This window comes from Streptomyces sp. NPDC002446 (genome assembly GCF_053595675.1).
This window is the reverse complement of the sequence record NZ_JBSFYC010000051.1, coordinates 24,323-47,760: the sequence shown is the minus strand read 5'-3', so window position 1 is coordinate 47,760 and position 23,438 is coordinate 24,323. Positions and strand designations below refer to the sequence as shown.

24 protein-coding genes are annotated in these 23,438 nt (G+C 74.4%); 14 read left to right on the top strand and 10 right to left on the bottom strand.

Annotation, left to right across the window (positions count from 1 at the left end; translation table 11 throughout):
• Positions 1-7: 7 nt before the first annotated feature.
• Genes ACWD6P_RS25625 through ACWD6P_RS25615 form a run of 3 tightly spaced genes read right to left on the bottom strand, consistent with a single transcriptional unit; the run spans position 8 to position 3,369 of the window.
• Positions 8-751, bottom strand: coding sequence for a succinate dehydrogenase/fumarate reductase iron-sulfur subunit (locus ACWD6P_RS25625; RefSeq protein ID WP_451446516.1), 744 nt, complete (start codon positions 749-751; stop codon positions 8-10).
• A complete protein-coding gene (locus ACWD6P_RS25620; protein ID WP_451446515.1) occupies positions 748-2,697 on the bottom strand; it encodes a fumarate reductase/succinate dehydrogenase flavoprotein subunit in 1,950 nt (649 codons plus the stop codon). The genes ACWD6P_RS25625 and ACWD6P_RS25620 overlap by 4 nt, the downstream gene beginning before the upstream one ends.
• Before the next feature lie 3 nt (positions 2,698-2,700).
• Positions 2,701-3,369 carry a succinate dehydrogenase gene (locus ACWD6P_RS25615; RefSeq protein WP_451446527.1) on the bottom strand — a complete coding sequence of 223 codons (669 nt, stop codon included), beginning with the start codon at positions 3,367-3,369 and terminating at the stop codon, positions 2,701-2,703.
• A gap of 131 nt (positions 3,370-3,500) precedes the next feature.
• Here ACWD6P_RS25615 and ACWD6P_RS25610 point away from each other — a divergent pair, with 131 nt between their 5' ends.
• Complete coding sequence (locus ACWD6P_RS25610) at positions 3,501-4,400, top strand: LysR family transcriptional regulator (protein ID WP_451446514.1); 900 nt, start codon at positions 3,501-3,503, stop codon at positions 4,398-4,400.
• Positions 4,401-4,458: 58 nt separating this feature from the next.
• Positions 4,459-5,091 (top strand): TIGR03085 family metal-binding protein, encoded by a 633-nt coding sequence (locus ACWD6P_RS25605; protein ID WP_451446513.1) that lies wholly within the window; start codon positions 4,459-4,461, stop codon positions 5,089-5,091.
• A gap of 107 nt (positions 5,092-5,198) precedes the next feature.
• Here ACWD6P_RS25605 and ACWD6P_RS25600 read toward each other — a convergent pair whose 3' ends face one another.
• A complete protein-coding gene (locus ACWD6P_RS25600; RefSeq protein WP_451446512.1) occupies positions 5,199-5,327 on the bottom strand; it encodes a hypothetical protein in 129 nt (42 codons plus the stop codon).
• A gap of 32 nt (positions 5,328-5,359) precedes the next feature.
• Between ACWD6P_RS25600 and hisI the strand changes: the two genes are divergently transcribed.
• From hisI to lgt, 11 genes are all read left to right on the top strand, one after another.
• A complete protein-coding gene (gene hisI / locus ACWD6P_RS25595; RefSeq protein ID WP_451446511.1) occupies positions 5,360-5,746 on the top strand; it encodes a phosphoribosyl-AMP cyclohydrolase in 387 nt (128 codons plus the stop codon).
• A gap of 11 nt (positions 5,747-5,757) precedes the next feature.
• Positions 5,758-7,302: an anthranilate synthase component I gene (locus ACWD6P_RS25590; protein WP_451446510.1), complete on the top strand. Its 1,545-nt coding sequence runs from the start codon at positions 5,758-5,760 to the stop codon at positions 7,300-7,302.
• 67 nt (positions 7,303-7,369) lie between these two features.
• Positions 7,370-8,029: a TIGR02234 family membrane protein gene (locus ACWD6P_RS25585; protein ID WP_451446509.1), complete on the top strand. Its 660-nt coding sequence runs from the start codon at positions 7,370-7,372 to the stop codon at positions 8,027-8,029.
• Positions 8,030-8,114: 85 nt separating this feature from the next.
• Complete coding sequence (locus ACWD6P_RS25580; protein WP_451446508.1) at positions 8,115-8,354, top strand: HGxxPAAW family protein; 240 nt, start codon at positions 8,115-8,117, stop codon at positions 8,352-8,354.
• A 129-nt stretch (positions 8,355-8,483) separates the two neighbouring features.
• On the top strand, positions 8,484-8,945 hold the full coding sequence (locus ACWD6P_RS25575; protein WP_451446507.1) for a DUF2752 domain-containing protein: 462 nt from the start codon (positions 8,484-8,486) through the stop codon (positions 8,943-8,945).
• Between the two features lie 151 nt (positions 8,946-9,096).
• Positions 9,097-9,906 carry an indole-3-glycerol phosphate synthase TrpC gene (trpC, locus tag ACWD6P_RS25570; protein WP_451446506.1) on the top strand — a complete coding sequence of 270 codons (810 nt, stop codon included), beginning with the start codon at positions 9,097-9,099 and terminating at the stop codon, positions 9,904-9,906.
• A gap of 20 nt (positions 9,907-9,926) precedes the next feature.
• Positions 9,927-10,127, top strand: a complete 201-nt coding sequence (gene trpM, locus ACWD6P_RS25565) for a tryptophan biosynthesis modulator TrpM (RefSeq protein ID WP_451446505.1) — start codon at positions 9,927-9,929, stop codon at positions 10,125-10,127.
• Between the two features lie 173 nt (positions 10,128-10,300).
• On the top strand, positions 10,301-11,572 hold the full coding sequence (trpB, locus tag ACWD6P_RS25560; RefSeq protein WP_451446504.1) for a tryptophan synthase subunit beta: 1,272 nt from the start codon (positions 10,301-10,303) through the stop codon (positions 11,570-11,572).
• Positions 11,572-12,390, top strand: a complete 819-nt coding sequence (trpA, locus tag ACWD6P_RS25555) for a tryptophan synthase subunit alpha (RefSeq protein WP_451446503.1) — start codon at positions 11,572-11,574, stop codon at positions 12,388-12,390. The genes trpB and trpA overlap by 1 nt, the downstream gene beginning before the upstream one ends.
• 112 nt (positions 12,391-12,502) lie before the next feature.
• Positions 12,503-13,456, top strand: a complete 954-nt coding sequence (locus ACWD6P_RS25550; RefSeq protein ID WP_451446502.1) for a DsbA family protein — start codon at positions 12,503-12,505, stop codon at positions 13,454-13,456.
• Positions 13,457-13,588: 132 nt separating this feature from the next.
• On the top strand, positions 13,589-14,638 hold the full coding sequence (lgt, locus tag ACWD6P_RS25545) for a prolipoprotein diacylglyceryl transferase (RefSeq protein ID WP_451446501.1): 1,050 nt from the start codon (positions 13,589-13,591) through the stop codon (positions 14,636-14,638).
• Positions 14,639-14,716: 78 nt separating this feature from the next.
• Here lgt and ACWD6P_RS25540 read toward each other — a convergent pair whose 3' ends face one another.
• The 6 genes from ACWD6P_RS25540 to ACWD6P_RS25515 are packed head-to-tail and all read right to left on the bottom strand — an operon-like array spanning position 14,717 to position 22,172.
• Positions 14,717-15,739 (bottom strand): HpcH/HpaI aldolase/citrate lyase family protein, encoded by a 1,023-nt coding sequence (locus ACWD6P_RS25540; RefSeq protein ID WP_451446500.1) that lies wholly within the window; start codon positions 15,737-15,739, stop codon positions 14,717-14,719.
• Positions 15,736-16,995 carry a CaiB/BaiF CoA transferase family protein gene (locus tag ACWD6P_RS25535; protein WP_451446499.1) on the bottom strand — a complete coding sequence of 420 codons (1,260 nt, stop codon included), beginning with the start codon at positions 16,993-16,995 and terminating at the stop codon, positions 15,736-15,738. The genes ACWD6P_RS25540 and ACWD6P_RS25535 overlap by 4 nt, the downstream gene beginning before the upstream one ends.
• Positions 16,992-18,452, bottom strand: coding sequence for an ADP-ribosylglycohydrolase family protein (locus tag ACWD6P_RS25530; protein WP_451446498.1), 1,461 nt, complete (start codon positions 18,450-18,452; stop codon positions 16,992-16,994). Before ACWD6P_RS25530 ends, ACWD6P_RS25535 begins: the two co-directional genes overlap by 4 nt.
• On the bottom strand, positions 18,449-19,720 hold the full coding sequence (locus ACWD6P_RS25525; RefSeq protein ID WP_451446497.1) for an ADP-ribosylglycohydrolase family protein: 1,272 nt from the start codon (positions 19,718-19,720) through the stop codon (positions 18,449-18,451). The genes ACWD6P_RS25530 and ACWD6P_RS25525 overlap by 4 nt, the downstream gene beginning before the upstream one ends.
• Positions 19,717-21,027, bottom strand: coding sequence for an ADP-ribosylglycohydrolase family protein (locus ACWD6P_RS25520; RefSeq protein WP_451446496.1), 1,311 nt, complete (start codon positions 21,025-21,027; stop codon positions 19,717-19,719). The genes ACWD6P_RS25525 and ACWD6P_RS25520 overlap by 4 nt, the downstream gene beginning before the upstream one ends.
• Positions 21,024-22,172 (bottom strand): ADP-ribosylglycohydrolase family protein, encoded by a 1,149-nt coding sequence (locus tag ACWD6P_RS25515; protein WP_451446495.1) that lies wholly within the window; start codon positions 22,170-22,172, stop codon positions 21,024-21,026. Before ACWD6P_RS25515 ends, ACWD6P_RS25520 begins: the two co-directional genes overlap by 4 nt.
• 298 nt (positions 22,173-22,470) lie before the next feature.
• Here ACWD6P_RS25515 and ACWD6P_RS25510 point away from each other — a divergent pair, with 298 nt between their 5' ends.
• Entirely contained in the window at positions 22,471-23,202 is a 732-nt protein-coding gene (locus tag ACWD6P_RS25510; protein ID WP_451446526.1) for a VIT1/CCC1 transporter family protein, read from the top strand.
• Positions 23,203-23,438 lie beyond the last annotated feature (236 nt).

The window sequence follows — 23,438 nt, the reverse complement described above, 5'->3', positions numbered from 1 at the left end:
CTGCCGCTCACCGCCCCTTGCGCGCCGCCCGCAGGAACTCGCGGTTCATCTTCGTGATGCTGAACAGCGGGATGCCCTTGGGGCAGGCGGTGGCGCACTCGCCGGCGAGGGTGCAGCCGCCGAAGCCCTCCTCGTCCATCTGCGCCACCATGTCCAGCACCCGGCTCTCCCGCTCCGGCGCGCCCTGCGGCAGCACATTGAGGTGGTTGACCTTCGCCGAGGTGAACAGCATCGCCGCACCGTTCGGGCAGGCGGCCACGCAGGCGCCGCAGCCGATGCACTCGGCGTGCTCGAAGGCGAAGTCGGCGTCCGGCTTGGGCACCGGCGTGGCATGGGCCTCGGGGGCGGCGCCGGTCGGCGCGGTGATGTAACCGCCGGCCTGGATGATCCGGTCGAACGCCGTCCGGTCCACGACCAGGTCCTTGACGACCGGGAAGGCCGCGGCGCGCCACGGCTCGATGTCGATGGTGTCGCCGTCGTCGAAGGCCCGCATGTGCAGCTGGCAGGTCGTGGTGCGCTCCGGGCCGTGCGCATCGCCGTTGATGACCAGCGAGCAGGCGCCGCAGATGCCCTCGCGGCAGTCGTGGTCGAAGGCGACCGGGTCCTCGCCGTTGAGGATCAGCTCCTCGTTGAGGGTGTCGAGCATCTCCAGGAACGACATGTCCCGCGAGATGCCCGCCACCTCGTACGTGGACATGGCGCCGGGGGCGTCGGCGTTCTTCTGCCGCCAGACGCGCAGGGTGAGCCTCATGCGTAGCTCCGCTGGGTGGGGTGGACGTACTCGAAGACCAGGTCTTCCTTGTGGAGGGTGGGAGCCTCGCCGGTGCCGGTGAACTCCCAGGCGGCGGCGTAGGAGAACGCCTCGTCCCGGCGGGCCGCCTCGCCGTCCGGGGTCTGGGACTCCTCGCGGAAGTGGCCGCCGCAGGACTCCGCCCGGTGCAGCGCGTCGAGGCACATCAGCTCGGCGAGCTCCAGGTAGTCGACGATGCGGTTGGCCTTCTCCAGGGACTGGTTGAACTCCTCGCCGGTGCCCGGCACCTTGATGCGGCGCCAGAACTCCTCGCGGATCTGCGGGATGCGGTCGAGGGCCTTGCGCAGCCCCTCGTCGGTGCGCGCCATGCCGCAGAACTCCCACATGAGTTCACCGATCTCGCGGTGGAAGGAGTCCGGGGTGCGGTCGCCGTCGACGGCGAGGAGCCCGGCGATCCGCTCCTCGGTCTCGCGCACGGCCGCCGTGACGGCCGGGTGCGCGGCGCTCACCTCGTCGTGGTGCGGGTTGCGCGCCAGGTAGTCGTTGATCGTCGACGGCAGGACGAAGTAGCCGTCGGCGAGGCCCTGCATGAGTGCGGAGGCGCCGAGCCGGTTGGCGCCGTGGTCGGAGAAGTTGGCCTCGCCGATCGCGAACAGGCCGGGGACGGTGGTCTGCAGGTCGTAGTCGACCCACAGCCCGCCCATCGTGTAGTGCACGGCGGGGTAGATCCGCATCGGCACCCGGTACGGATCCTCGTCGGTGATCCGCTGGTACATGTCGAAGAGGTTGCCGTACTTGGCTTCGACGGCCTTCCGGCCCATCCGCTCGATGGCGTCGGCGAAGTCGAGGTAGACGCCCTGGCCGCCGGGCCCGACGCCCCGCCCCTCGTCGCACACGTTCTTCGCGGCGCGCGAGGCGATGTCGCGGGGGACCAGGTTGCCGAAGGACGGGTAGATCCGCTCCAGGTAGTAGTCGCGCTCGTCCTCGGGGATCTCGTGCGCCGGGCGGGTGTCGCCCTTCGCCTTCGGCACCCAGATCCGGCCGTCGTTGCGCAGCGACTCGCTCATCAGCGTCAGCTTCGACTGGTGGTCGCCGGTGCGCGGGATGCAGGTGGGGTGGATCTGGGTGAAGCACGGGTTGGCGAAGTAGGCGCCGCGCCGGTGCGCCCGCCACACGGCGGTGGCGTTGGAGTTCATGGCGTTCGTCGACAGGTAGAAGACGTTGCCGTAGCCGCCGGAGGCGAGGACGACGGCGTCCGCGAAGTAGGTGTCGATCTTCCCGGTGATCAGGTCACGGGCGACGATGCCGCGCGCCTTCCCGTCGACGACGACGAGGTCGAGCATCTCGGTACGGGGGTGCATCTCGACGTTGCCGGCCGCGACCTGGCGGCTGAGCGCCTGGTAGGCGCCGAGGAGCAGCTGCTGCCCCGTCTGGCCGCGGGCGTAGAACGTCCGGGAGACCTGCACCCCGCCGAAGGAGCGGGTGTCGAGCAGACCGCCGTACTCACGGGCGAACGGCACGCCCTGGGCCACGCACTGGTCGATGATCTCGACGGATATCTGCGCGAGCCGGTGCACGTTCGACTCCCGCGCCCGGAAGTCGCCGCCCTTGACGGTGTCGTAGAAGAGCCGGTGCACCGAGTCGCCGTCGTTGCGGTAGTTCTTCGCCGCGTTGATGCCGCCCTGCGCGGCGATCGAGTGGGCCCGGCGCGGCGAGTCCTGGTAGCAGAACTGCACGACGTGGTAGCCCTGCTCGGCGAGCGTGGCGCCCGCCGAGCCGCCGGCGAGACCGGTGCCGACGACGATGACCGTGTGCTTGCGCCGGTTGGCGGGGTTGACCAGCTTGGCCTGGAAGCGGCGGGTGTCCCAGCGCTCGCGCACCGGCCCCGACGGCGCCTTGGTGTCGGCGACCGGCTCACCGGTCGCGTAATCCGCGTAGGAAGTCACAGGTCAGCTCACCACTTCGGTCATGACGGCGACGGGTACGGAGACGAAGCCCACGGTCAGCACCAGGGCCAGGCCGTTGGCGAGGAGCTTCAGGGCGCGCTCGCGCGCGGCGCTGCCGGCGCCGAGGGTCTGGGCGGCGCTCCAGAAGCCGTGCCGGACGTGGAACCCGAGGGCGACCATGGCGGCGATGTAGATGACGTTGCCGTACCAGGTCCGGAAGGTCGCGACCACGTTCTGGTACGCCTCGCCGTGCACCCCGTGCGGGTTGACGGTCAGCGTCGTCAGGTCGAGCAGATGCCAGACGATGAACAGACCGAGGATGACGCCGCCCCAGCGCATGGTGCGGGTCGCGTAGCTGGTGCGCGCCTTCTTGTGCGCATAGCTGCTCGGGCGGGCCTTGATGCCGCGGCGGCTGAGCTGGTACGCGGACACGGCATGCGCCACGACGGCGACCACCAGGACCACACGGACGAGCCACAGCGTCCACTCGTAGTGCATGAAGGGCTCACCGACCACGCGCAGCCAGTGCGCGTAGTGGTTGAACTCGTCCTTCCCGAAGAAGATCTTCAGATTGCCGAGCATATGGACGACCAGGTAGAGCAGCATGACCAGGCCGCTCACGGCCATCACCGTCTTCTTGCCGACGGACGAGTCCCAGAGCGTGTGGGTCATGGACGGCCGTCGTTCCGTCCGTGTGTCCAGTGCCATGGGTCCCGACGGTAAGGAGCCCGCCGCCCATCAGTCCAAGACATGGTCCGGCTCATCTCCATAGGCCGCGCCTATCGGTGCTTTATATTCGCCTTATGCAGTTGCAGCAGCTCCGCTACTTCACCGCGGTGGCCGACACCCGCCACTTCACCCGCGCCGCCGAGCGCGAGCACGTCGCCCAGCCCTCCCTCTCCCAGCAGATCCGCGCCCTGGAACGGGAGTTGGGTGCCGAGCTGTTCCACCGCGCCCGCGGCCACATCACCCTCACCGACGCCGGCGAGACGCTGCTGCCGCTCGCCCGGCGGATCCTCGCCGACACCGAGACCGCCCGCCGCGAGGTCCAGGAGGTCGCCCAGCTGCGCCGCGGCCGGCTCCGCCTGGGCGCCCCGCCCAGCCTCTGCGCCAGCCTCGTGCCCGACGTCCTGAGCGCCTTCCACGCCGCCTACCCCGGCGTCGACCTGATCGTCACCGAGGACGGCTCGCAGGACCTCGTCCGCGCGCTGGCCGACGGCGAACTGGACCTGGCCCTGATCATCACCCCGCTCCCGGGCCAGGCCCCCGCGCTGGCCACCTCCGACCTGCTGCGCGAGGAACTCGTCGTGGTCTCCGCCCCCGACCGGCCCGCCCCGGCGGGCGGCCGCCGCACCCGCATCCGCGTCGAGGACCTCCGCGGCCGTCCGCTGGCCATGTTCCGCCGCGGCTACGACCTGCGGGAGTTCACCACCGCGGCGTGCCGCGCGGCCGGCTTCGAGCCCACCTTCACCGTCGAGGGCGGCGAGATGGACGCGGTCCTCGGCTTCGTACGGGCCGGGCTCGGCATCGCCGTGGTCCCCAGCATGGTCGCCGAACGCTCCGGCCTGCGCGTCACCCCCTTCGCGACGCCCGGTATGCACCGCGTCGTCTCCGTCGCCCACCGCGGCGACGTCTCCCCGCCGCGCGCCGCCCGCGAACTGGAGCGCATCCTGAGGGAACACCTGGACCTGCACAAACCCTGAGCGCGCCGGTGCGCGCGGCGCCGTGGCGGGTGGTCCGGGCCGGTCGTAGGCTGGCCGCATGTCGACCCATGCGAAGCGTGAACGGCTCCTTCTCGCCGACCTGTTGGAGAGCGCGGGACCCGAGGCGCCGACCCTGTGTGAGAACTGGAACGCGCGGGACCTGGCCGCGCACGTGGTGGTACGCGACCGCCGCGCCGACGCGGCCGCCGGGCTCCTCGTCAAGCCCCTGGCGGCCCGGCTGGAGCGGGTGCAGGCGGAGTTCGCCGCCAAGCCGTACGAGGAGCTGATCCAGCTGATCAGGACCGGGCCGCCGCGGATGTCGCCGTTCGCGCTGAAGCAGATCGACGAGGCGTCCAACACGGTGGAGTTCTATGTGCACGCCGAGGACGTCCGGCGGGCGCAGCCGGACTGGAGCCCGCGGGAGCTGGACCCGGTCTTCGCGGACGCCCTGTGGACGAGGATCGAGCGGGCCGCCCGGGTGCTCGGCCGCAAGTCGCCGGTGGGGCTCGTCCTGCGACGGCCCGACGGCCGGACCGCGGTCGCGCACCGCGGCACCCCCGTGGTCACCGTCGTCGGAGAGCCGGGCGAGCTGACCATGTTCGCCTTCGGCCGGCAGGAGGCGGCCGAGGTGGAGCTGGACGGGGACAAGGAAGCGATCGCACGGCTGATGGCGGCGAAGCTGGGCGTGTGAGCCCGGGGCCGGGCTCAGGGGTGGTCGAACACATCCCGTAGGGGTTGCAGGCGCCCCCTGCGGGGCCACAACGCGGCGGGCGCGGGGAGTATTCCCAGGGCGCGGCCCTAGGCCCGCCACACCACCACCGCCACCACCACCGCCGCCAGGAACACCGCACCCAGCACCAGCGCCGCCACCCGCGCGGCACGGTGCGGGTCCGGCGGCGGTGGCGGCACGGGCGGCGAAGCAGGCATGTCTGCAGGATGCCGCACGGCACAATGGACCCATGACCAGCAGCCGCACCACCGCCGCCGACTCCCTGTTGGACCCCGCCATCGCCGCCCGCCTCAAGCGCGGCGCCGACGGCCTGGTCCCCGCCATCGCCCAGCAGTACGACACCGGCGAGGTGCTGATGATGGGGTGGATGGACGACGAGGCGCTGCACCGCACCCTGACCACCGGCCGCTGCACGTACTGGAGCCGCAGCCGCCAGGAGTACTGGGTCAAGGGCGACACCTCCGGTCACGTCCAGTACGTGAAGTCGGTGGCACTGGACTGCGACGCGGACACCCTCCTGGTCAAGGTCGACCAGGTCGGCGCCGCCTGCCACACCGGCGCGCGCACCTGCTTCGACGCGGACGTACTGGCAACCGAGGCCGACCGGGACCAGTAGGCTCCGCTGCCATGACCACGGGAACCACCGGCACCGCCAATCCGGACCTCGACACCTTCCGCGCCCTCGCCAAGGACCGTCGGGTCATCCCCGTCACCCGGCGCCTCCTCGCGGACGGCGACACACCGGTCGGGCTCTACCGCAAACTCGCCGCCGAACGCCCGGGGACCTTCCTGCTGGAGTCCGCCGAGAACGGCCGTACGTGGTCGCGCTACTCCTTCGTCGGCGTCCGCAGCGCCGCCACCCTCACCACCCGCGACGGGCAGGCCCACTGGCTCGGCACCCCGCCGGTCGGCGTACCCACCGGCGGCGACCCGCTCGCCGCGCTGCGCGCCACCATCGAGGCGCTGCACACCCCCCGCGACCTCATCGAGGACGCCGGGCTGCCGCCGTTCACCGGCGGGATGGTCGGCTACCTCGGCTACGACATCGTGCGCCGCCTGGAGAAGATCGGCGAGCACACCGCCGACGACCTCCGCCTGCCCGAGCTGAGCATGCTGCTCACCTCCGACCTCGCCGTCCTCGACCACTGGAGCGGCACCGTCCTGCTGATCGCCAACGCGATCAACCACAACGACCTCGACACCGGCGTCGACGAGGCCTACGCGGACGCGGTGGCCCGCCTGGACACCATGGCCGACGACCTCGCCCGGCCCGCGCCGGCGAGCGCCGCGGCCCTGCCGCCGTCACAGGTCCCGCCGTTCACCGTCGAGTGGGGCGGCGCCGACTACCAGGCGGCCGTCGAGGACATCAAGGAGCGCATCCGGGCCGGCGAGGCCTTCCAGGTCGTGCCCTCCCAGCGCTTCGAAACCCCTTGCACGGCAAGCGCGTTGGACGTCTACCGCGTGCTGCGGGCCACCAACCCCAGCCCGTACATGTACCTCTTCCGCTTCGCGGGCGGCGACGGACCGGAGGGCGGCGCCTTCGACGTGGTCGGCTCCAGCCCCGAGGCGCTGGTGAAGGTCGAGGCCGGCCGGGCCATGGTCCACCCCATCGCCGGCACCCGCCCGCGCGGCTCGTCCCTCCAGGAGGACCAGGCCCTGGCGGACGAGCTGATGGCCGACCCCAAGGAGCGCGCCGAGCATCTGATGCTGGTCGACCTGGGCCGCAACGACCTGGGCCGGGTGTGCGAGCCGGGCAGCGTCGAGGTCGTCGACTTCATGTCCGTCGAGCGCTACAGCCATGTGATGCACATCGTCTCCACGGTCACCGGAACGGTGGCCGAGGGCCGTACCGCCTTCGACGTGCTGACCGCCTGCTTCCCGGCCGGCACCCTCTCCGGCGCCCCCAAGCCGCGCGCCATGCAGATCATCGAGGAGCTGGAGCCGGCCCGGCGCGGCCTGTACGGCGGCGCCGTGGGCTACCTCGACTTCGCGGGGGACTCCGACACCGCCATCGCGATCCGTACGGCGCTGCTGCGGGACGGCACCGCCTACGTCCAGGCGGGCGCGGGCGTGGTCGCCGACTCCGACCCGGCGGCCGAGGACACCGAGTGCCGCAACAAGGCCGCCGCGGTGCTGCGCGCCGTCCACACCGCCAACCACCTGGGCACCTAGCCGGCCGCCCGCACGGGGCCACCCCCGCGCGCCGGTCCCCGCCGGCCGGTGCGCGATAGTGGTACGCGTGACTGCCGCACCCCAGACCCCCGCAGACGCAGCCCCCGCCACCGCGCCGGCGCCGGCCGCCGCGCCCCGCAACGCCAAGCGCAGCCTGGCCCTGGCGCTGCTGGCCGGCGCGGCCGGCGCGGGCCTGGCACTGCTGGCCTCCGGCCGTACCTGGGCCGAGGGCTCCGCGGTGCTGGCCCAGGGCGAGCTGCCGCGCACCGTCACCGGCGCGGAGGTGACCGGCGTGCCCGGAGCGCTGGCCGTCGTCGGCCTGGCCGCGCTGGTCGCCGTCTTCGCGGTGCGCCGGGCCGGCCGGGTCGCGGTCGCCTCCCTGCTCGCGCTCAGCGGCGCCGGCATCGCCGTCGCCGCGGTGCTGGGCAGCGCCGACACCTCGGCGCTGCGCGAGAAGGCGGCCACCGCGGTCGGTCTGACCGGCGCCGATGTGCAACACGTCACGCACACCGGCTGGCCGTGGGTGGCCGCGGCCGGCGGTCTGCTGCTGCTGACCGCCGGGCTGCTGGCGCTGCTCCACGGCCGCCACTGGCCTGCGATGTCGGGCCGCTACGAGCGCACGCCCGGCGGCGCCCGCGGTCCGCGGCGCGCCGCGCCCGCCGTGGATCCGGACCGTCCGGAGGAGATCTGGAAGTCCCTGGACCGCGGTGAGGACCCCACCCGGTAAGGGTGCCCCGCGCGGCATCGGTGACAATGGACGACGAGGATCACCGCGCCCGGACCCGGCGCGAGAGAGCTACGAGGAGCAGTCAATGTCGAGCAGTGGCCACGGACACACCCCCGCCGCCTGGACCGGCGTCATCATCTCGTTCATCGGCTTCTGTGTCGCCGGAGCCTTCATCGTGCTGAACAACGTGCCGGGCTTCTGGGCCGGCATGGTGCTGATCGGCGGCGGTGCCGTGGTGGGTGGCCTGATGCGCGCGGCCGGCCTGGGCCAGGAGCCCAAGCGCTCGGCGAAGCCGGCCGTCCAGGCGCAGCCGCAGGAGGGCTGACCCCGCTCCCAGCCGCCTGGCAGGAGTACCCCGAAGGCGCCGCTTCCCGGCCCGTACGCACCCGTGGACGCCACCCCGTACGGCGGCCGAGAAGCTGCGCCTTTGTGCATCCGGCGGCACACTCGGCACGTGAGCGATCCCGTGGCGCGGTCCCGGCCCGGTGCCCGGCCGCCCGAGGCCCGGCCCGCGGGCGGCCTGCCCCGCCGTCTCGCGGCACCCCTGGGCACCCTCGCGGCCGCTGCCGCCGCCTTCGCGTACGTCGGCGCCGTCGACCCGAACGAGCCGGGCCACTACCCCGTCTGCCCGCTGCTGCACCTCACCGGCGTGTACTGCCCGGCCTGCGGCGGCCTGCGCAGCGCCCACGACCTCGCGCACGGCGACCTGGCCGCCGCCCTGGGCGCCAATGCGCTCCTGGTGGCCGCCTGCGCCGCCTGCGCGGTCTTCTGGGCGCTGTGGCTCGGCCGCGCCGCGCGGGGCCGTCCCACGGCCGGCCCCCGCCCCCGCGCCGTCCACTGGTGGGCCCTTTGCGCCCTGCTGCTGGCCTTCACGGCGGTGCGCAATCTGCCCTTCGGCAGCGGTCTGGCGCCGTGACCGGACGCCCCGGAAACGTCCAGGTAGTGGGACCGCCGTCAACCGGATGCGGGACCTGCATCCCATGGCGGATACCATCAGAGAACCGGGTGGGACGGCTCGTCCCACGGGCCGTTGTCCACCGCCCCCGCTCAAGAAGGAGGCCGCTCGCGTGAGTGTGCTCGACGAGATCATCGACGGGGTCCGCGCCGACCTCGCTGAGCGGCAGGCGCGCGTCTCCCTCGACGAGCTCAAGGAGCGGGCCCAGAAGGCGCGCCCCGCGATGGACGGTGTCGCGGCACTCAAGGGCGAGAGCGTCACGGTGATCTGCGAGGTGAAGCGCTCCAGCCCCTCCAAGGGCGCGCTCGCCGCGATCGCCGACCCGGCCGGCCTGGCCGCCGACTACGAAGCGGGCGGCGCGGCGGTCATCTCCGTGCTCACCGAGCAGCGCCGGTTCGGCGGCTCGCTGGCCGACCTGGAGGCGGTCCGCGCCCGGGTCGAGATCCCCGTGCTGCGCAAGGACTTCATCGTCACCGCCTACCAGCTGTGGGAGGCCCGTGCCTACGGCGCCGACCTCGCCCTGCTGATCGTCGCCGCCCTGGAGCAGGAGGCCCTGGTCTCGCTGATCGAGCGGGCCGAGTCGATCGGGCTGACGCCGCTGGTCGAGGTGCACGACGAGGAGGAGGTCGCGCGGGCCGTCGACGCGGGCGCGCGGATCATCGGCGTCAACGCACGCAACCTGAAGACCTTGGAGGTCGACCGCGGCAACTTCGCCCGGGTCGCCCCCGAGATCCCCGACCACATCGTCAAGATCGCCGAGTCCGGGGTCCGCGGGCCGCACGACCTGATCGCGTACGCCAACGACGGCGCGGACGCGGTGCTGGTCGGCGAGTCGCTGGTCACCGGCAAGGACCCCAGGACCGCGGTCGCCGACCTGGTCGCCGCGGGCTCCCACCCGGCGATCCGCCACGGCCGGGCCTGAGGGCCCGGGAGCACTCCGACATGACCACCGCCGCCCGCCGCCCCGAGGCCAAGTTCCCCCACTCTCGGCTTCGCTCGAGCGGGGGGTCCCCCATCGCCCTGCCCTCGTGGCACCGCGGCTGCCGGGCCCCGGCCCGCCGGGTCCGCGGCCGCCGGGTCAGGTACCACATCGGCTCGGAGCCGGGACAGATCAACGGCATGCGATGGCGTCGCGCTAGCTGAGCGCCCTGTAGGGGCGCGGGACCGTTTCGAAATGCGGCTCCGCCGCGTGGGCGCGACCAGCCCAGGACGGAGCCGCAGGACGCATCGCGACCGCGCCACCACCGGTGCTCGGCGTACCCGAGACCAGACGCCCACCTGAACCCGGGGCCGCAACGCCCCTGCGAGGTATCCGCATGCCCAGCGATTTCTTCCTTCCCGACCCCGAGGGCCGAGTCCCCAGCGCCGAAGGCTACTTCGGCGCGTTCGGCGGCAAGTTCATCCCGGAGGCCCTCGTCGCCGCCGTCGACGAGGTCGCCGTCGAGTACGACAAGGCCAAGAACGACCCCGCGTTCGCCCGCGAACTCGACGACCTGCTCGTCAACTACACCGGGCGCCCCAGCGCGCTCACCGAGGTGCCGCGGTTCGCCGAACACGCCGGCGGGGCCCGGGTGTTCCTCAAGCGCGAGGACCTCAACCACACCGGCTCGCACAAGATCAACAACGTGCTGGGCCAGGCGCTGCTCACCAAGCGGATGGGCAAGACCCGGGTCATCGCCGAGACCGGCGCCGGCCAGCACGGCGTCGCCACCGCCACCGCCTGCGCCCTCTTCGGCCTCGACTGCACCATCTACATGGGCGAGATCGACACCGAGCGCCAGGCCCTCAACGTCGCCCGGATGCGGATGCTCGGCGCCGAGGTCATCGCGGTGAAGTCCGGCAGCCGCACCCTCAAGGACGCCATCAACGAGGCCTTCCGCGACTGGGTCGCCAACGTCGACCGCACCCACTACCTCTTCGGCACGGTCGCCGGACCGCACCCCTTCCCGGCCATGGTCCGCGACTTCCACCGGGTCATCGGTGTCGAGGCCCGCCGCCAGATCCTGCAGCGCGCCGGCCGCCTGCCGGACGCCGCCCTCGCCTGCGTCGGCGGCGGCTCCAACGCCATCGGCCTCTTCCACGCCTTCCTGCCCGACACCGGCGTCCGCCTGATCGGCTGCGAGCCGGGCGGCCACGGCGTGGAGACCGGCGAGCACGCCGCCACCCTCAGCGAGGGCACCCCCGGCATCCTGCACGGCTCGCGCAGCTACGTCCTGCAGGACGAGGACGGCCAGATCACCGAGCCGTACTCGATCTCGGCCGGCCTGGACTACCCGGGCATCGGCCCCGAGCACGCCTACCTCAAGGACGCCGGACGCGCCGAGTACCGCGCGGTCACCGACGACGCGGCCATGCAGGCGCTGCGGCTGCTGTCGCGCACCGAGGGCATCATCCCGGCGATCGAGAGCGCCCACGCGCTGGCCGGCGCCCTGGAGGTCGGCCGCGAACTGGGCCCCGAGGGCCTGCTGCTGGTCAATCTCTCCGGGCGCGGCGACAAGGACATGGACACCGCCGCCCGCTACTTCGGGCTGTACGACCAGGGGTCCGCGGCGCACACCGCGAACGCGGCAGAGCAGGGGGAGAAGTGATGGCCGGCAACATCGAACTGCTGAACTCGGTGCTGGCGCAGGCCCGCACCGAGAACCGCGCCGCGCTCGTCGGCTACCTCCCGGCCGGCTTCCCGACCGTCGACGACGGCGTACGGGCGATGACCGAGATGCTGGACGGCGGCTGCGACATCGTCGAGGTCGGCCTGCCGCACAGCGACCCGGTCCTGGACGGCCCGGTCATCCAGACCGCCGACGACATCGCGCTGCGCGGCGGCGTGAAGATCGTCGATGTGATCCGTACGGTCCGCGAGGTGCATGCCGCCACCGGCGCGCCGGTGCTGTGCATGACGTACTGGAACCCCGTCGACCGCTACGGCGTCGAGCGGTTCGCCGCCGATCTGGCCGAGGCCGGCGGCGCCGGCTGCATCCTGCCGGACCTCCCGGTCGAGGAGTCCGAGGTGTGGCGCAAGGCCGCCGAGCAGCACGGACTCGCCACGGTCTTCGTGGTCGCGCCCAGCAGCCGGGACGAGCGGCTCGCCAAGATCACCGCGGCGGGCAGCGGCTTCGTCTACGCCGCCTCGCTGATGGGTGTCACCGGCACCCGCGAGTCCGTCGGCCGCGAGGCCCAGGAGCTGGTGGCCCGCACCCGCGCCACCACCGACCTGCCGGTCTGCGTCGGCCTCGGCGTCTCCAACCCCGAACAGGCCGCCGAGGTGGCGCAGTTCGCCGACGGCGTGATCGTCGGCTCGGCGTTCGTCAAGCGGCTGCTGTCGGCGGACGGCGACCTGGCGGCGGGCCTCGCCGGGGTCCGCGCCCTGGCGGGCGAGCTGGCCGAGGGCGTACGCAACCGGTCCTAGACGGGCGGGCGGCCGGGCAGGCGTCACGGCCGCCCGGCGCGCTGTCGCCCAATAGGGCGAACATCGGTGCGGAGGGGTGCGACGGCGCCCCTCCGCTTCGTTGTTCAGGGGCATGAGCCACCAGAACCATGAAGGTACGAGAGGCGCCCGCGAGCGGCTGCAGGCACAGCGGGCCAAGGAGAGGGCGCGCGCCCGCCGCAGCCGCCATGTGATCGTGGCCGGGGCGGTGCTGTCGGCGCTGGCGATGGCCGGCGGCATCGCCGTGTGGGCCGCCTCGGCCGGCGCCGGCGACAACGGCGCCGACAACGAAACGGCCCGGCCGCGGCAGGCCACCGGAGGCGACAAACCCGCCATCCCCGTCGGCGCGCCCGACGCCCCCTCCACCCTGACGGTGTGGGAGGACTTCCGCTGCCCCGCCTGCCAGCAGTTCGAGACCGGCTTCCGCCCGATGATCCACGAGCTGCAGGACTCCGGCCACCTCAAGGCCGAGTACCACCTCGCCACGATCATCGACGGCAACATGGGCGGCAAGGGGTCCCTGAACGCCGCCAACGCCGCCGTGTGCTCCCAGGACGCCGGCCGGTTCCGCGAGTACCACGACGTGCTCTACTCCCACCAGCCGCCCGAGCAGCAGGACAAGTTCGGCGACAAGCAGCACCTCCTCAAGCTGGCCGGCAAGGTCAAGGGCCTGACGACGCCCGCCTTCACCAAGTGCGTCAAGGACGGCACGTACGACGACTTCGTGCGCAAGTCCAACGACGCCTTCGCCACGTCCGGGTACGGCGGCACCCCGACCGTCCTGCTCAACGGCGAGGACCTCTCCAAGGCGAAGGGCGGCCACTTCACGCCCGCGGACCTCAAGAAGACGGTGCTGGCCGCCAACAAGGGCAAGCGGCCGGGGAAGAGCGTCTCGCCGGCCGCGAGCGCGAGCACGGGCGCCGCGCCGGGCAGGAGCGCGGAGACCGGTGCCGGCGACTCGCACCGGGGCAAGCACACCGGTCCGCACACCGGCAAGCACTCCGGCCCGCACGCCTCGCCGGGGACCGGCGCCGCACCGGCGTCCTAGCGGGCACCGCCCGGCGGGGCCCGCGCGCCCGTCCCGGCACACCGCGTCATGGTGTGCCGGCGGCGCTGTTACGCAGCCGTTGCCGGGCGGGTTGCCGCCGACCCCGCCCGGCGCGGTAGCGTCGTCCCTGCCATGGACATCGCATTCATCCCCAGCCCGTCGGTCGGCGTCGTACACCTCGGCCCGATCCCGCTGCGCGGCTACGCGTTCTGCATCATCATCGGCGTCTTCGTCGGCGTCTGGCTCGGCAACAAGCGCTGGATCCAGCGCGGCGGCCGCTCCGGGACCGTCGCGGACATCGCCGTGTGGGCCGTGCCCTTCGGACTGGTCGGCGGCCGCCTGTACCACGTCATCACGACGCCCGAGCCGTACTTCGGCGAGAACGGCCACCTGATCGACGCCCTCAAGGTGTGGGAGGGCGGCCTCGGCATCTGGGGCGCGGTCGCGCTCGGCGCGGTGGGCGCCTGGATCGGCTGCCGCCGCCGCGGCATCCCGCTGCCGGCCTACGCGGACGCGCTGGCGCCCGGCCTGGCCCTCGGCCAGGCGATCGGCCGCTGGGGCAACTGGTTCAACCAGGAGCTGTACGGCAAGGCGACCGACGTCCCCTGGGCGCTGGAGATCAGCGCCGACCCGGCCATCGGGCGCGTCGGCGGCACCTACCACCCGACGTTCCTCTACGAGTGCCTGTGGTGCATCGGCGTCGCGGCGCTGGTGATCTGGGCCGACAAGCGCTTCCGGCTCGGCCACGGACGCGCCTTCGCGCTGTACGTCGCCGCCTACTGCGCGGGCCGCGCCTGGATCGAGTACATGCGGGTCGACGAGGCGCACCACATCCTGGGCCTGCGGCTGAACGTCTGGACCGCGCTGATCGTCTTCGTGCTGGCCGTCGTCTACTTCGTGGTCTCCGCGAAGCGGGTACCGGGCCGGGAGGAGATCGTCGAGCCCGGGGCGCTGGAGGAGCGCGCGCAGCGCGAGGCCGCCGCGGGCGGCACGGACGCCGACGCTGACGGCAGCGGCGACAGCGCCGACGGTGCCGGCGACGGCAAGGTCTCCGTCGAGAAGCCGGGCAAGCAGGCCACGCCGGAGGCGGACTCCGAGGCCGGGGGAACCGAGGCGGCCGAGGACGCCGACGGGTCCGAGGCGGCCAAGGAAGCCGGGAGCGGCAGCAACAAGAAGTCCTGAGGCGGTCACCCACCGCCCTGAGCGCCGGCCGGACTCGCAGTGTCGAGTCCGGCCGGCGCTTCGTTCGCGTCGGGCGCCTCAGCGGCCGCGCCGCGCGGCCAGCGACAGCACCCGCCGGGCCCCAGCGACCACCGCCGCGTCCACGAACCCGCCCTCCGGCAGCGCCAGCGCCCCGCCCTGTGCCGCGGCCGCCCGTACGATCCGCTCCGCCGCCTCGACCTCCTCCAGGGAGGGCAGATGGGCCGCCTCGATGACCGGGAGCTGGCGGGGGTGGATCGCGGCCCGGCCCAGGAAGCCCAGCGCCCGGCCCTGTGCGCTGGACCGGGCCAGCCCGTCCAGGTCGCGCACGTCCGGGTAGACGGACTGCGGTGGCGGGGGCAGCCCGGCCGCGCGGGCCGCGACCACGGTGCGGCTGCGCGGCCAGGCCAGCCCCGCGTCGTCCCGTACGCCCAGCTCGGCGCGGAGGTCGGCCTCGCCGACCGCGATCCCGCGCAGTGCCGGGTGCGCGGTGGCGATGGCGAAGGCGTGCTCGATGCCGAGCGCGGATTCGAGCAGGGCGTAGAGCGCAGGGGTGGCGGGCAGCGCGCCCGTGGCGGGGGCGGCCGCCGGGGCGAGCGTGGCGGTGGCGCACCGCGGGGCCGTACGGAACGCCGGGGCCGGGCGCGCCGTGCGGCCGGTGCGCCTGCCGGCGGGCTGCCCGGCGAGGGCCGGCGCCGCGGCCGGCTCCGCGGTCGTCGTCGCCCAGCCGGCCGCCCGGCGGACATCGGCCGGGCCCTGCACCTTGGGCAGCCGCAGCCCGGCCAGGCCCGGCAGCGCGGCGAGGGCGCGGATCTCGGTCTCGGCGAGCGGGCCGTCCAGCGCGTTGACCCGGACGTGGACGGGGGCCGGGCCCGGGGCCGGGTCGCTCAGCAGCTCGGCGGTGGCGCGCAGCGCGTACTCCTTGCGGTCCGGGGCGACCGCGTCCTCCAGGTCGATCACCACCACATCGGCCCCGCAGCCGAGCGCCTTGGCCACCACCGCGGGGCGGTCGCCGGGCACATAGAGCCAGGTCAGCGGCGTAGGGACGGGGGTTTCCCGGGGCGGGCGGGCGGCGGGCGTCACAGCGCGCCCGCCGCCCGCAGCCCGGCGATCTCGCCCTCGTCCAAGCCGAGGGCGGCCAGCACCTCGTCGGTGTCGGCGCCGTGCGGGCGGCCCGCCCAGTGGAGGGCGCCCGGCGTCTCGGAGAGCCGGAAGAGGACGTTCTGCATCCGCAGCGGGCCGAGCTCGTCGTCCGGGACCTCGGTGATCGACCCCAGCGCCTGGTACTGCGGGTCCGCCAGCACATCGCGGATGTCGTTGACGGGGGCGATGGCCGCCTCCGCCTTCTCGAAGGCGGCCAGGACCTCGGCCCGGTCGTGCCGGGCGATCCAGCCGCCGACCGCCGCATCGAGCTCGTCGGCGTGCCGTGCGCGCCCCGCGCCGGTGGCGAACCAGGGCTCGTCGATCACCTCGGGCCGGCCGACCAGCCGCATCACCCGCTCGGCGACGGACTCGGCGGAGGCGGAGACCGCCACCCACGAGCCGTCCGCGGTGCGGTAGGTGTTGCGCGGCGCGGCATTGGCGGAGCGGTTGCCGGTCCGCGGCTGGACGTGGCCCAGCTGGTCGTACCAGAGGGGCTGCGGTCCGAGGACGGTCAGCATCGGTTCGATCAGCGCCAGGTCGACGACCTGGCCGCGGCCCGTGGCATCCCGTCCGCGCAGCGCGGTCAGCACGGCGTAGGACGCCGTCAGCGCGGCGATCGCGTCGGCGAGGCCGAACGGCGGCAGCGTCGGCGGGCCGTCCGGCTCGCCGGTGATCGCGGCGAATCCGCTCATGGCCTCGGCGAGGGTGCCGAAGCCGGGGCGGTGGGCGTACGGGCCGAACTGCCCGAAGCCGGTGATGCGGGCCAGCACCAGCCGGGGGTTGACGGCGGACAGCTCGTCCCAGCCCAGGCCCCACTTCTCCAGGGTCCCCGGCCGGAAGTTCTCGACGACGACGTCCGCGCCGGCGGCGAGCCGCAGCAGGACCTGCCGGCCGCCCGGGTGGGAGAGGTCGAGCGTGATGGTCTTCTTGTTGCGGCCGAGCAGCTTCCACCACAGCCCGATGCCGTCCTTGGCGGGCCCGTGGCCACGCGCGGGATCGGGCCGCCGGGGGTGCTCGACCTTGATCACCTCGGCGCCGAAGTCCCCGAGCAGGGTGGCGGCGAGCGGCCCGGCGAACAGCGTGGCCAGATCGAGCACCCGCAGCCCCGCGAGCGGGCCGGGGGAGGGGCCGGATCGCGGCGCGGCGGGTCCGCCGGCGGCGGGCTCGGACATCCCGGACAGGGACGGGTCGGTCATGATGCGCGGGCCTCCGTTCGGTCGGGGGTGGGTACGGCGAGCGCGGCGGTGCGTGCCGCGAGGACGTCGAAGCCGATGCCGTCCAGCCCGCCGACGCTGGTGGCGAGCCGGTTCTTCAGCGGCGCCGTCCAGCGCTCGGGCAGCGCGGCGGGCGACCCCGCGAGCAGCCCGGCCAGCGAACCGGCCGTCGCGCCGTTGGAGTCGGTGTCCCAGCCGCCGGACACCGCACGGCAGATGGAGCCGGAGAACGCGCCGTCGGCATGGGTGAGCGCGGCGGCCAGCAAAGCGGCGTTCGGCACCGCGTGCACCCAGTGGTGGTGCCCGTACGCGGCGTGCAGCCGGTCGACGACGGCCGCGAAGCCCTCCGGGGTACCGGTCGGCTCGTCGCGCGCCGCCGCGATGCCGAAGCGGACGGCCCGCGCGAGCCGGGAGCGGGCGGGGACCACGCCGAGCCCGGCCCGCAGCGCCTCGTGCACATCGGCGCTGCCGCCGGCCGCGGCGGCGAGCGCCCCGGCCGTGAACATCGCGCCGTACACCCCGTTCGCGGTGTGGCTGAGCGTGGCGTCCCGCCAGGCCTGGGCGGCGGCCGCCGCCGGATCGCCGGGGTGCGTCCAGCCGAAGACGTCCGCGCGGATCTGCGCGCCGATCCACTCCCGGAACGGGTTGCGGTGGCGGGCGGTCTGCGGCGGCTCGATGCCGTCCAGGAGGTTGCGGTACGCGACGCGTTCGGCGGTGAACGTCCGCCCGGCCGGCAGCTCCTCCAGCCACAGCCGCGCGACATCGCCGGTGGTGAAGCCGTGGCCGTGGCGTTCGAGGAGCAGCAGGCCCAGCAGCGGGAAGTTGAGGTCGTCGTCCTCGGGCATCCCGTCGAGGTGCTCGGCGAGCGAGGTGGCGCGGCTGCGGCGGTTCCAGGGGTGGCGCGCGGCCAGCGCGGGATCGAGGCCGGTCCCGCTGAAGTACGAGGACAGCGGCGAGTTCCCGGTCGCGCGGGCGAGTGCGCGGATGCCGGCGAGCGGCAGCTTCTCCACCGGCTTGCCGAGCAGACAGCCGGCCGCCCGCCCGAGCCAGGCGGCCTCCAGCCGGGCGGCCGGCACCGTGCCGCCCGGTTCGGCGCGGACCGCCGGCCCCGGTGCGCACGCCGCCTGAATGTCCGTCAGGTCCGTGGGTTCGTCGGCCGCCGACGGGCAGGGCAGCGCGGCGAGTTCGTCGAGCAGGGCCACCGCCAGCCGGCGCAGGGACGGGTCCGCGGGGCCGGGGGAGGCGCCCGCCCGGTCCGGTGCCGGTGCCCCGCCCGCCGCCCGCCAGCGGTGGGCGATCGCGGCGGCGTCCCGGCCGTCCTGCGCCGCCTGCCGCAGCTCATGTCCGAGCAGGTCCTCGGGCTGCACCCAGGTCACCCGCAGCGGCGCCCCGGGTGCGGGGCGCGCCGGCCGGGCGGCGGCCACCGCCGTGGTCGTCACCGCCCGCCCGCCGCCGTCATCGCCGGGATCGCCGAGATCGCGGTGAAGGCCTGCTCGTGGGTGCGGGCGCGGGCCCGGTCGCGGGTGAAGATCTCCCGGGCGACGGTGGCCAGCGCGGCCCCCGGCGCGTGCAGGTCCAGCCGGCTGGCACGGGCGACCTCCGTGGCCCACTCGGCGGGTACGGCCGAGGCGCCGCGCAGGGCGCCGGCCAGCGCGCCGCTCATCGTGGCGATCGAGTCGCAGTCGCGCCCGTAGTTCACCGACCCCAGGACGGTGGTCCGGAAGTCGCCGCCGCCGACCAGCAACATGCCCAGGGCGATGGGGAGTTCCTCGACGGAGTGCAGCCGGGAGGGGCGCCGGGCGCCGAGCGAGGGGTTGCGGTAGTCCGGGCCGACGGTGTCGAAGGGCGCGACCGCCGCGCGCAGCCGCCCCGCCGCGGACCCGGGGTCGGAGAGCTGCGCCGCGGCCTCGCAGACCGCTTCGATGGCGGCGCGGGTGCCGTCCTTCGCGAGCCGCAGCGCCTGGACGACGACCGAGGACGGGGTCGCCTCGGGGGCGAACGCGGCGGCCACCGCCGCGGCGAACACCCCGGCCGCCTCCCGCCCGTAGGAGGACTGGTGGGCACCGGAGACGTCCAGTGCCTCGGCGTAGGCCCGGTCCGGGTTACCGGCGTTGACGACGCCGACCGGCGCCATGTACATCGCCGCACCGCAGTTGACGATGTTTCCGACGCCGGCCTCGCGGGGGTCGGCGTGCCCGTAGTGCAGCCGCGCCACGATCCACTTCTCGGCGAGGAAGATCCGTTGCAGCGGCAGCGCCTCGGCCTCCAGCTCCGGGATCCAGCGCGGGGTGCCGATCAGATCCGGAACGAGGTGGTCGGCGATGTCGTAGGCGTCGAGGTGGTCACGCACCGACTCGTAGACCCGCACCAGCGCATGGGTCATCAGGGTGTCGTCGGTGACATGCCCGTTCCCCTTGTGGTACGGGGCGATCGGGCGGGCGGTGCGCCAGTCGTCGTGGAACGGGCCGACGATGCCCTCGACCGGGCCGCCGTGCCGCTTGACGATCTCCTCCGGCGTCCGGCCCTCCACCGCCCCGCCGAGCGCGTCGCCGACCGCGGCGCCGATCAGACAGCCGGCCGCCCGGTCCTCCAGGGACGGCGCCTTGGCGGCGGCGACCGGTGCGCCGGGTGTGACCGGCAGGACCCGGGTGACCTGGGGGTCGGGGAGGCCCGGCGCGCTCGGTGTCGTCTCGCTGGTGTACGTCATGTGCGGATGAGTCCTTCCACGGTGGGGGAGAGGGGCGGGGCCAAGGCGGCCTCCACGACGGCTGGGGGCGAAGCGGCGGGCGAACCGGAGCCGGACGCGGCCCGGGGCGCGGGGTGCGGGGCGGCCAGTTCGGCGCCGGCGAGCCGCCCGGCCAGCTCGACCAGGTCCGTGCCGGCCAGCCGCGGCAGCGCACAGCCGGACAGCACCCGGCAGGCGTCGCGCCAGGTGCGCGGCAGGGCGGGGGCGCCGCCCAGCGCACCGGTCAGCGCGCCGGCCAGGGCGGGCGCGGAGTCGGCGACCCGGGAGAGGCAGGCGGCGGCCGGTACCGCCTCGGCGACCCGCCCGTCCGTCGCCAGGACGAGCGCCAGCGCGACCGGGACGGTCTCGGCCGCGGCGATGCCGTAGCTGTAGACGTGGTCGACGATCTCGTGCTCCAGCACGGGCACCAGCGCGAACGCGTCGCCCGGACGGCCGGAGGGGCCGGGCCGGTCCCGGGCGCAGGCGTGTACGAGCCGGACCGCGTGCAGCGCGTTGCGGCGGATCTCGGTGCCGTCGGGGAGCTGGCCGAGCGCCGCGTCCACACAGCCGCCGGCCGGGGCCCCGCCGAGCGCGGCGGCGACCGCGGCGGCCATCGCGCGGGCGCCGTGCACCCCGTCGCCGTCCTGGGTGTAGCGCGCGTCGTACTCGGCCAGGTCGGCCGCCGCGGCGGGCCGGCCGGGGTGCACCGCGGCCAGTACGGCGGCCCGGACACACGCCGCGTCGTCGAAGAAGTGCGGATTGTCGTGGCCGGTGGCGGGCGGCCGCAGCCCGGCGGCGAGGTTGCCGAGCCCGGCCCGTACGGAGATCCGGGCGCGCAGCGGCAGGACGGCCGACTCCACCTCGGGCGCCCGGTCGGCGGCCGCGGCGACCTCGTTGGCCAGCGCGTTCCAGGCCAGGTCCAGGGCCGCGCGCATGCGGCGGCCCCGGCCCAGGCCGCTCAGCAGCGCACCGGCCGCGGTGAGCACCGACTCGGCGGTGAAGGCCGCCCACTCGGCGTCGTCGGAGGGGCCGAGCCGCAGCGGCTCCGGCGGCTGGTTGAGGGCGATCGGCACGGGCAGCGTGGTGGTGGCGTTCTGCTCGGCGAAGGTGTCCAGCTCACGGGTCAGCCGCCGGGTCCACTCCGGCATCCGCGCCGCCCGGTGCCGGGCCGCGGGCCATCCTGCGGCGTCCCCCGCGGCCAGCCCCAGCAGCAGCCCCTCGATACGGCTGCGGGCGCCGGCGGCGTCACCGGGGGCGGCCGCGGCGGCACGGGCGGTGTCCCCGGTCATACGGCGCCCGCCCCGGCCGGGGCCCCCGCCCCGGGCTCCGGTACGGCCCCGGGCTCCGGTACGGCCCCGAGGCCCGCCCCGCCCGGTGCCAGCAGCTCCGCGATGTCCAGCACGTGGTAGCCGGCCATCAAGGGCAGACAGCTGCCGCGCGCCGGGCCGATCGCCCCGGCCCAGGCCTCGGGGATCGCCGTGGCCCCGCACAGCGCACCGGCCAGCGCGCCGGCCACCGCCGCCGTGGTGTCGGCGTCGCGGCCCATGTTCACCGCGGTCAGCACGGAGGCGGAGAAGTCGCCGCGGGCCGCCGCGAAGGCGCCGAAGGCCAGTCCGACGGCCTCGGGCGCGAGATCCGTCCAGGGGTAGCCGCCGATCACGACGGCGGAGCGCACCGCGCGTTCGATCCCGAGCTGGGTGATGCCCGGGTCGTGCCGGGAGCGCTGGGCCGCGCCCACCGCGCGGCGCAGCGAGCGGGCGGTCCAGGAGTCCTCCGGTACGACCGAGAGCGCGGCGGCGATCACCGCGCCCACCGAGTCGGCGCCCTGGCGGGGGACGACCATGGCGGCCGCGACCCCGGCGGCCACCGCCCGGCCGCCGTAGATCCCCTCGCCGTCGTGGCTGACCGTGCCGTCGATGGCGACCAGCCGGGCCGCCTCGGCGGGCCGGCCGGCGGCGAACACCCCGAACGGCGCGGCGCGCATCGCCAGCCCGTCGCTCCAGGCGTGCCGGTGCTGCGCCGAGATCGGCGCGGCCAGCCCGCGGCGCAGGTTCTCCAGCGTGCCGCGTTCGCTGAAGCCGGCGCCGCGGAACGGCCCCTCGTCGCGGTCGGCGATCCACTGGTGCCAGGCGGCCTCGACATGGGCGACGGTCAGGTCCGAGCCGTGCGCCGCCAGCAGCAGCCCGGAGAAGATGGCGTACTCGGTGTCGTCGGTGCCGGCCGGGTCGTCCTCGACGTACCCCTCGATCCGGCCCCAGCGGCGGCGGATCTGAGAGGGCTTCATGTTCTCCGCGGGGGCGCCGAGCGCGTCACCGACGGCCAGCCCGAGCAGCGCGCCGCGGGCCCGGTCGGGTACGCGGCCGCCGGCGGCGGGGGCGTCCGCCGCCGGCGGCGCGGGGTGCCCTTCCGTGGTTCGCTCGCTGCGCTGGTTCACGCCGTATCCGTGCCACGCGGCGGGCCGCCTCTCCTGCCCCGGGCGGCAGGGTCACCCGGTCGACTCCCCGGTGAGGCCCCGCAGTCGCCTCCGGACGGCGGTGCGGGCGTGCCCCCGCACCGTCTGTGATCGGGATCTCAGCACCGACGTCGCGGAAAACCCGCAGGTCAGCGCGGTAAGTTCGGCCTTCCTTGCTAGCGGAGGAGGGTAATTCGCGCATAGCTTCGAGGTGTTGGAGGGGGAAGTGCCGCCATCGGCCCACACCTCGCTGAAGGGAGTAGGTCCCGATATGTCCGTCATGGAGATCATGGACGCCGCGGCGCCGACGCACGCCGCCCACCGCGACAACCACACCCACCGCGATGTGAACGGCGGCTGGCTGCGCCCCGCCGTCTTCGGCGCGATGGACGGTCTGGTCTCGAACCTCGCCCTGATGACGGGTGTCGCCGGCGGCGCGCTGTCCCAGCAGACGATCGTCATCACCGGCCTCGCCGGCCTGGCCGCCGGTGCCTTCTCCATGGCCGCCGGGGAGTACACCTCGGTCGCCTCGCAGCGCGAGCTGGTGCAGGCCGAGCTGGATGTCGAGCGGGCCGAGCTGCGCAGGCACCCGAAGGACGAGCAGGCGGAGCTGGCGGCCCTCTACGCGTCGCGCGGCGTCGAGCCGGCACTCGCCCGCCAGGTCGCCGAACAGCTCTCCCGGGACCCCGAGCAGGCCCTGGAGATCCACGCCCGCGAGGAGTTGGGCATCGACCCGTCCGACCTTCCGTCGCCCGCCGTCGCCGCCGTTTCGTCCTTTGGATCGTTTGCGCTGGGCGCGCTTCTGCCTGTCCTTCCTTACCTGTTGGGGGCTTCCGCCATCTGGCCCGCGGTGCTGCTGGCGCTGGTGGGGCTCTTTGCCTGCGGTGCTGTCGTGGCGCGTGTGACGGCGCGTTCGTGGTGGTTCAGCGGGCTGCGGCAACTCGCCCTCGGTGGCGCGGCCGCGGGTGTGACGTACATCCTGGGATCGGTGTTCGGAACCGTCGTAGGCTGAGGCGTCGGTGATGTGTCATACGGGTGACAGCATAATTACTCTGTTACCCAGCGGTTTCGGTTTGTTGACGGCCGGGCATAAGGCCCTGGCGTCGCGGGCAATGTCGCTCGCCGAACGCCGCCCTGTGGGACGGCCTCGATTCCGTCCGCGTCCTTTGATCACCGCGCCGCGGTGTCCGCATGTTGGAAGCCTCCTTTCGCTTTTCGAGAAGGGGGCCATCCTGTAACCTGCACGAA

Coding starts and splice junctions, on each gene's coding strand:
- ACWD6P_RS25625 (WP_451446516.1), bottom strand. CDS start 751: ATGAGGCTCACCCTGCGCGTCTGGCGGCAGAAGAACGCCGACGCCCCC.
- ACWD6P_RS25615 (WP_451446527.1), bottom strand. CDS start 3,369: ATGACCCACACGCTCTGGGACTCGTCCGTCGGCAAGAAGACGGTGATG.
- ACWD6P_RS25610 (WP_451446514.1), top strand. CDS start 3,501: ATGCAGTTGCAGCAGCTCCGCTACTTCACCGCGGTGGCCGACACCCGC.
- ACWD6P_RS25605 (WP_451446513.1), top strand. CDS start 4,459: ATGTCGACCCATGCGAAGCGTGAACGGCTCCTTCTCGCCGACCTGTTG.
- ACWD6P_RS25600 (WP_451446512.1), bottom strand. CDS start 5,327: ATGCCTGCTTCGCCGCCCGTGCCGCCACCGCCGCCGGACCCGCACCGT.
- hisI (WP_451446511.1), top strand. CDS start 5,360: ATGACCAGCAGCCGCACCACCGCCGCCGACTCCCTGTTGGACCCCGCC.
- ACWD6P_RS25590 (WP_451446510.1), top strand. CDS start 5,758: ATGACCACGGGAACCACCGGCACCGCCAATCCGGACCTCGACACCTTC.
- ACWD6P_RS25580 (WP_451446508.1), top strand. CDS start 8,115: ATGTCGAGCAGTGGCCACGGACACACCCCCGCCGCCTGGACCGGCGTC.
- trpM (WP_451446505.1), top strand. CDS start 9,927: ATGACCACCGCCGCCCGCCGCCCCGAGGCCAAGTTCCCCCACTCTCGG.
- trpB (WP_451446504.1), top strand. CDS start 10,301: ATGCCCAGCGATTTCTTCCTTCCCGACCCCGAGGGCCGAGTCCCCAGC.
- trpA (WP_451446503.1), top strand. CDS start 11,572: ATGGCCGGCAACATCGAACTGCTGAACTCGGTGCTGGCGCAGGCCCGC.
- ACWD6P_RS25550 (WP_451446502.1), top strand. CDS start 12,503: ATGAGCCACCAGAACCATGAAGGTACGAGAGGCGCCCGCGAGCGGCTG.
- lgt (WP_451446501.1), top strand. CDS start 13,589: ATGGACATCGCATTCATCCCCAGCCCGTCGGTCGGCGTCGTACACCTC.
- ACWD6P_RS25535 (WP_451446499.1), bottom strand. CDS start 16,995: ATGACCGACCCGTCCCTGTCCGGGATGTCCGAGCCCGCCGCCGGCGGA.
- ACWD6P_RS25525 (WP_451446497.1), bottom strand. CDS start 19,720: ATGACGTACACCAGCGAGACGACACCGAGCGCGCCGGGCCTCCCCGAC.
- ACWD6P_RS25520 (WP_451446496.1), bottom strand. CDS start 21,027: ATGACCGGGGACACCGCCCGTGCCGCCGCGGCCGCCCCCGGTGACGCC.
- ACWD6P_RS25510 (WP_451446526.1), top strand. CDS start 22,471: ATGGAGATCATGGACGCCGCGGCGCCGACGCACGCCGCCCACCGCGAC.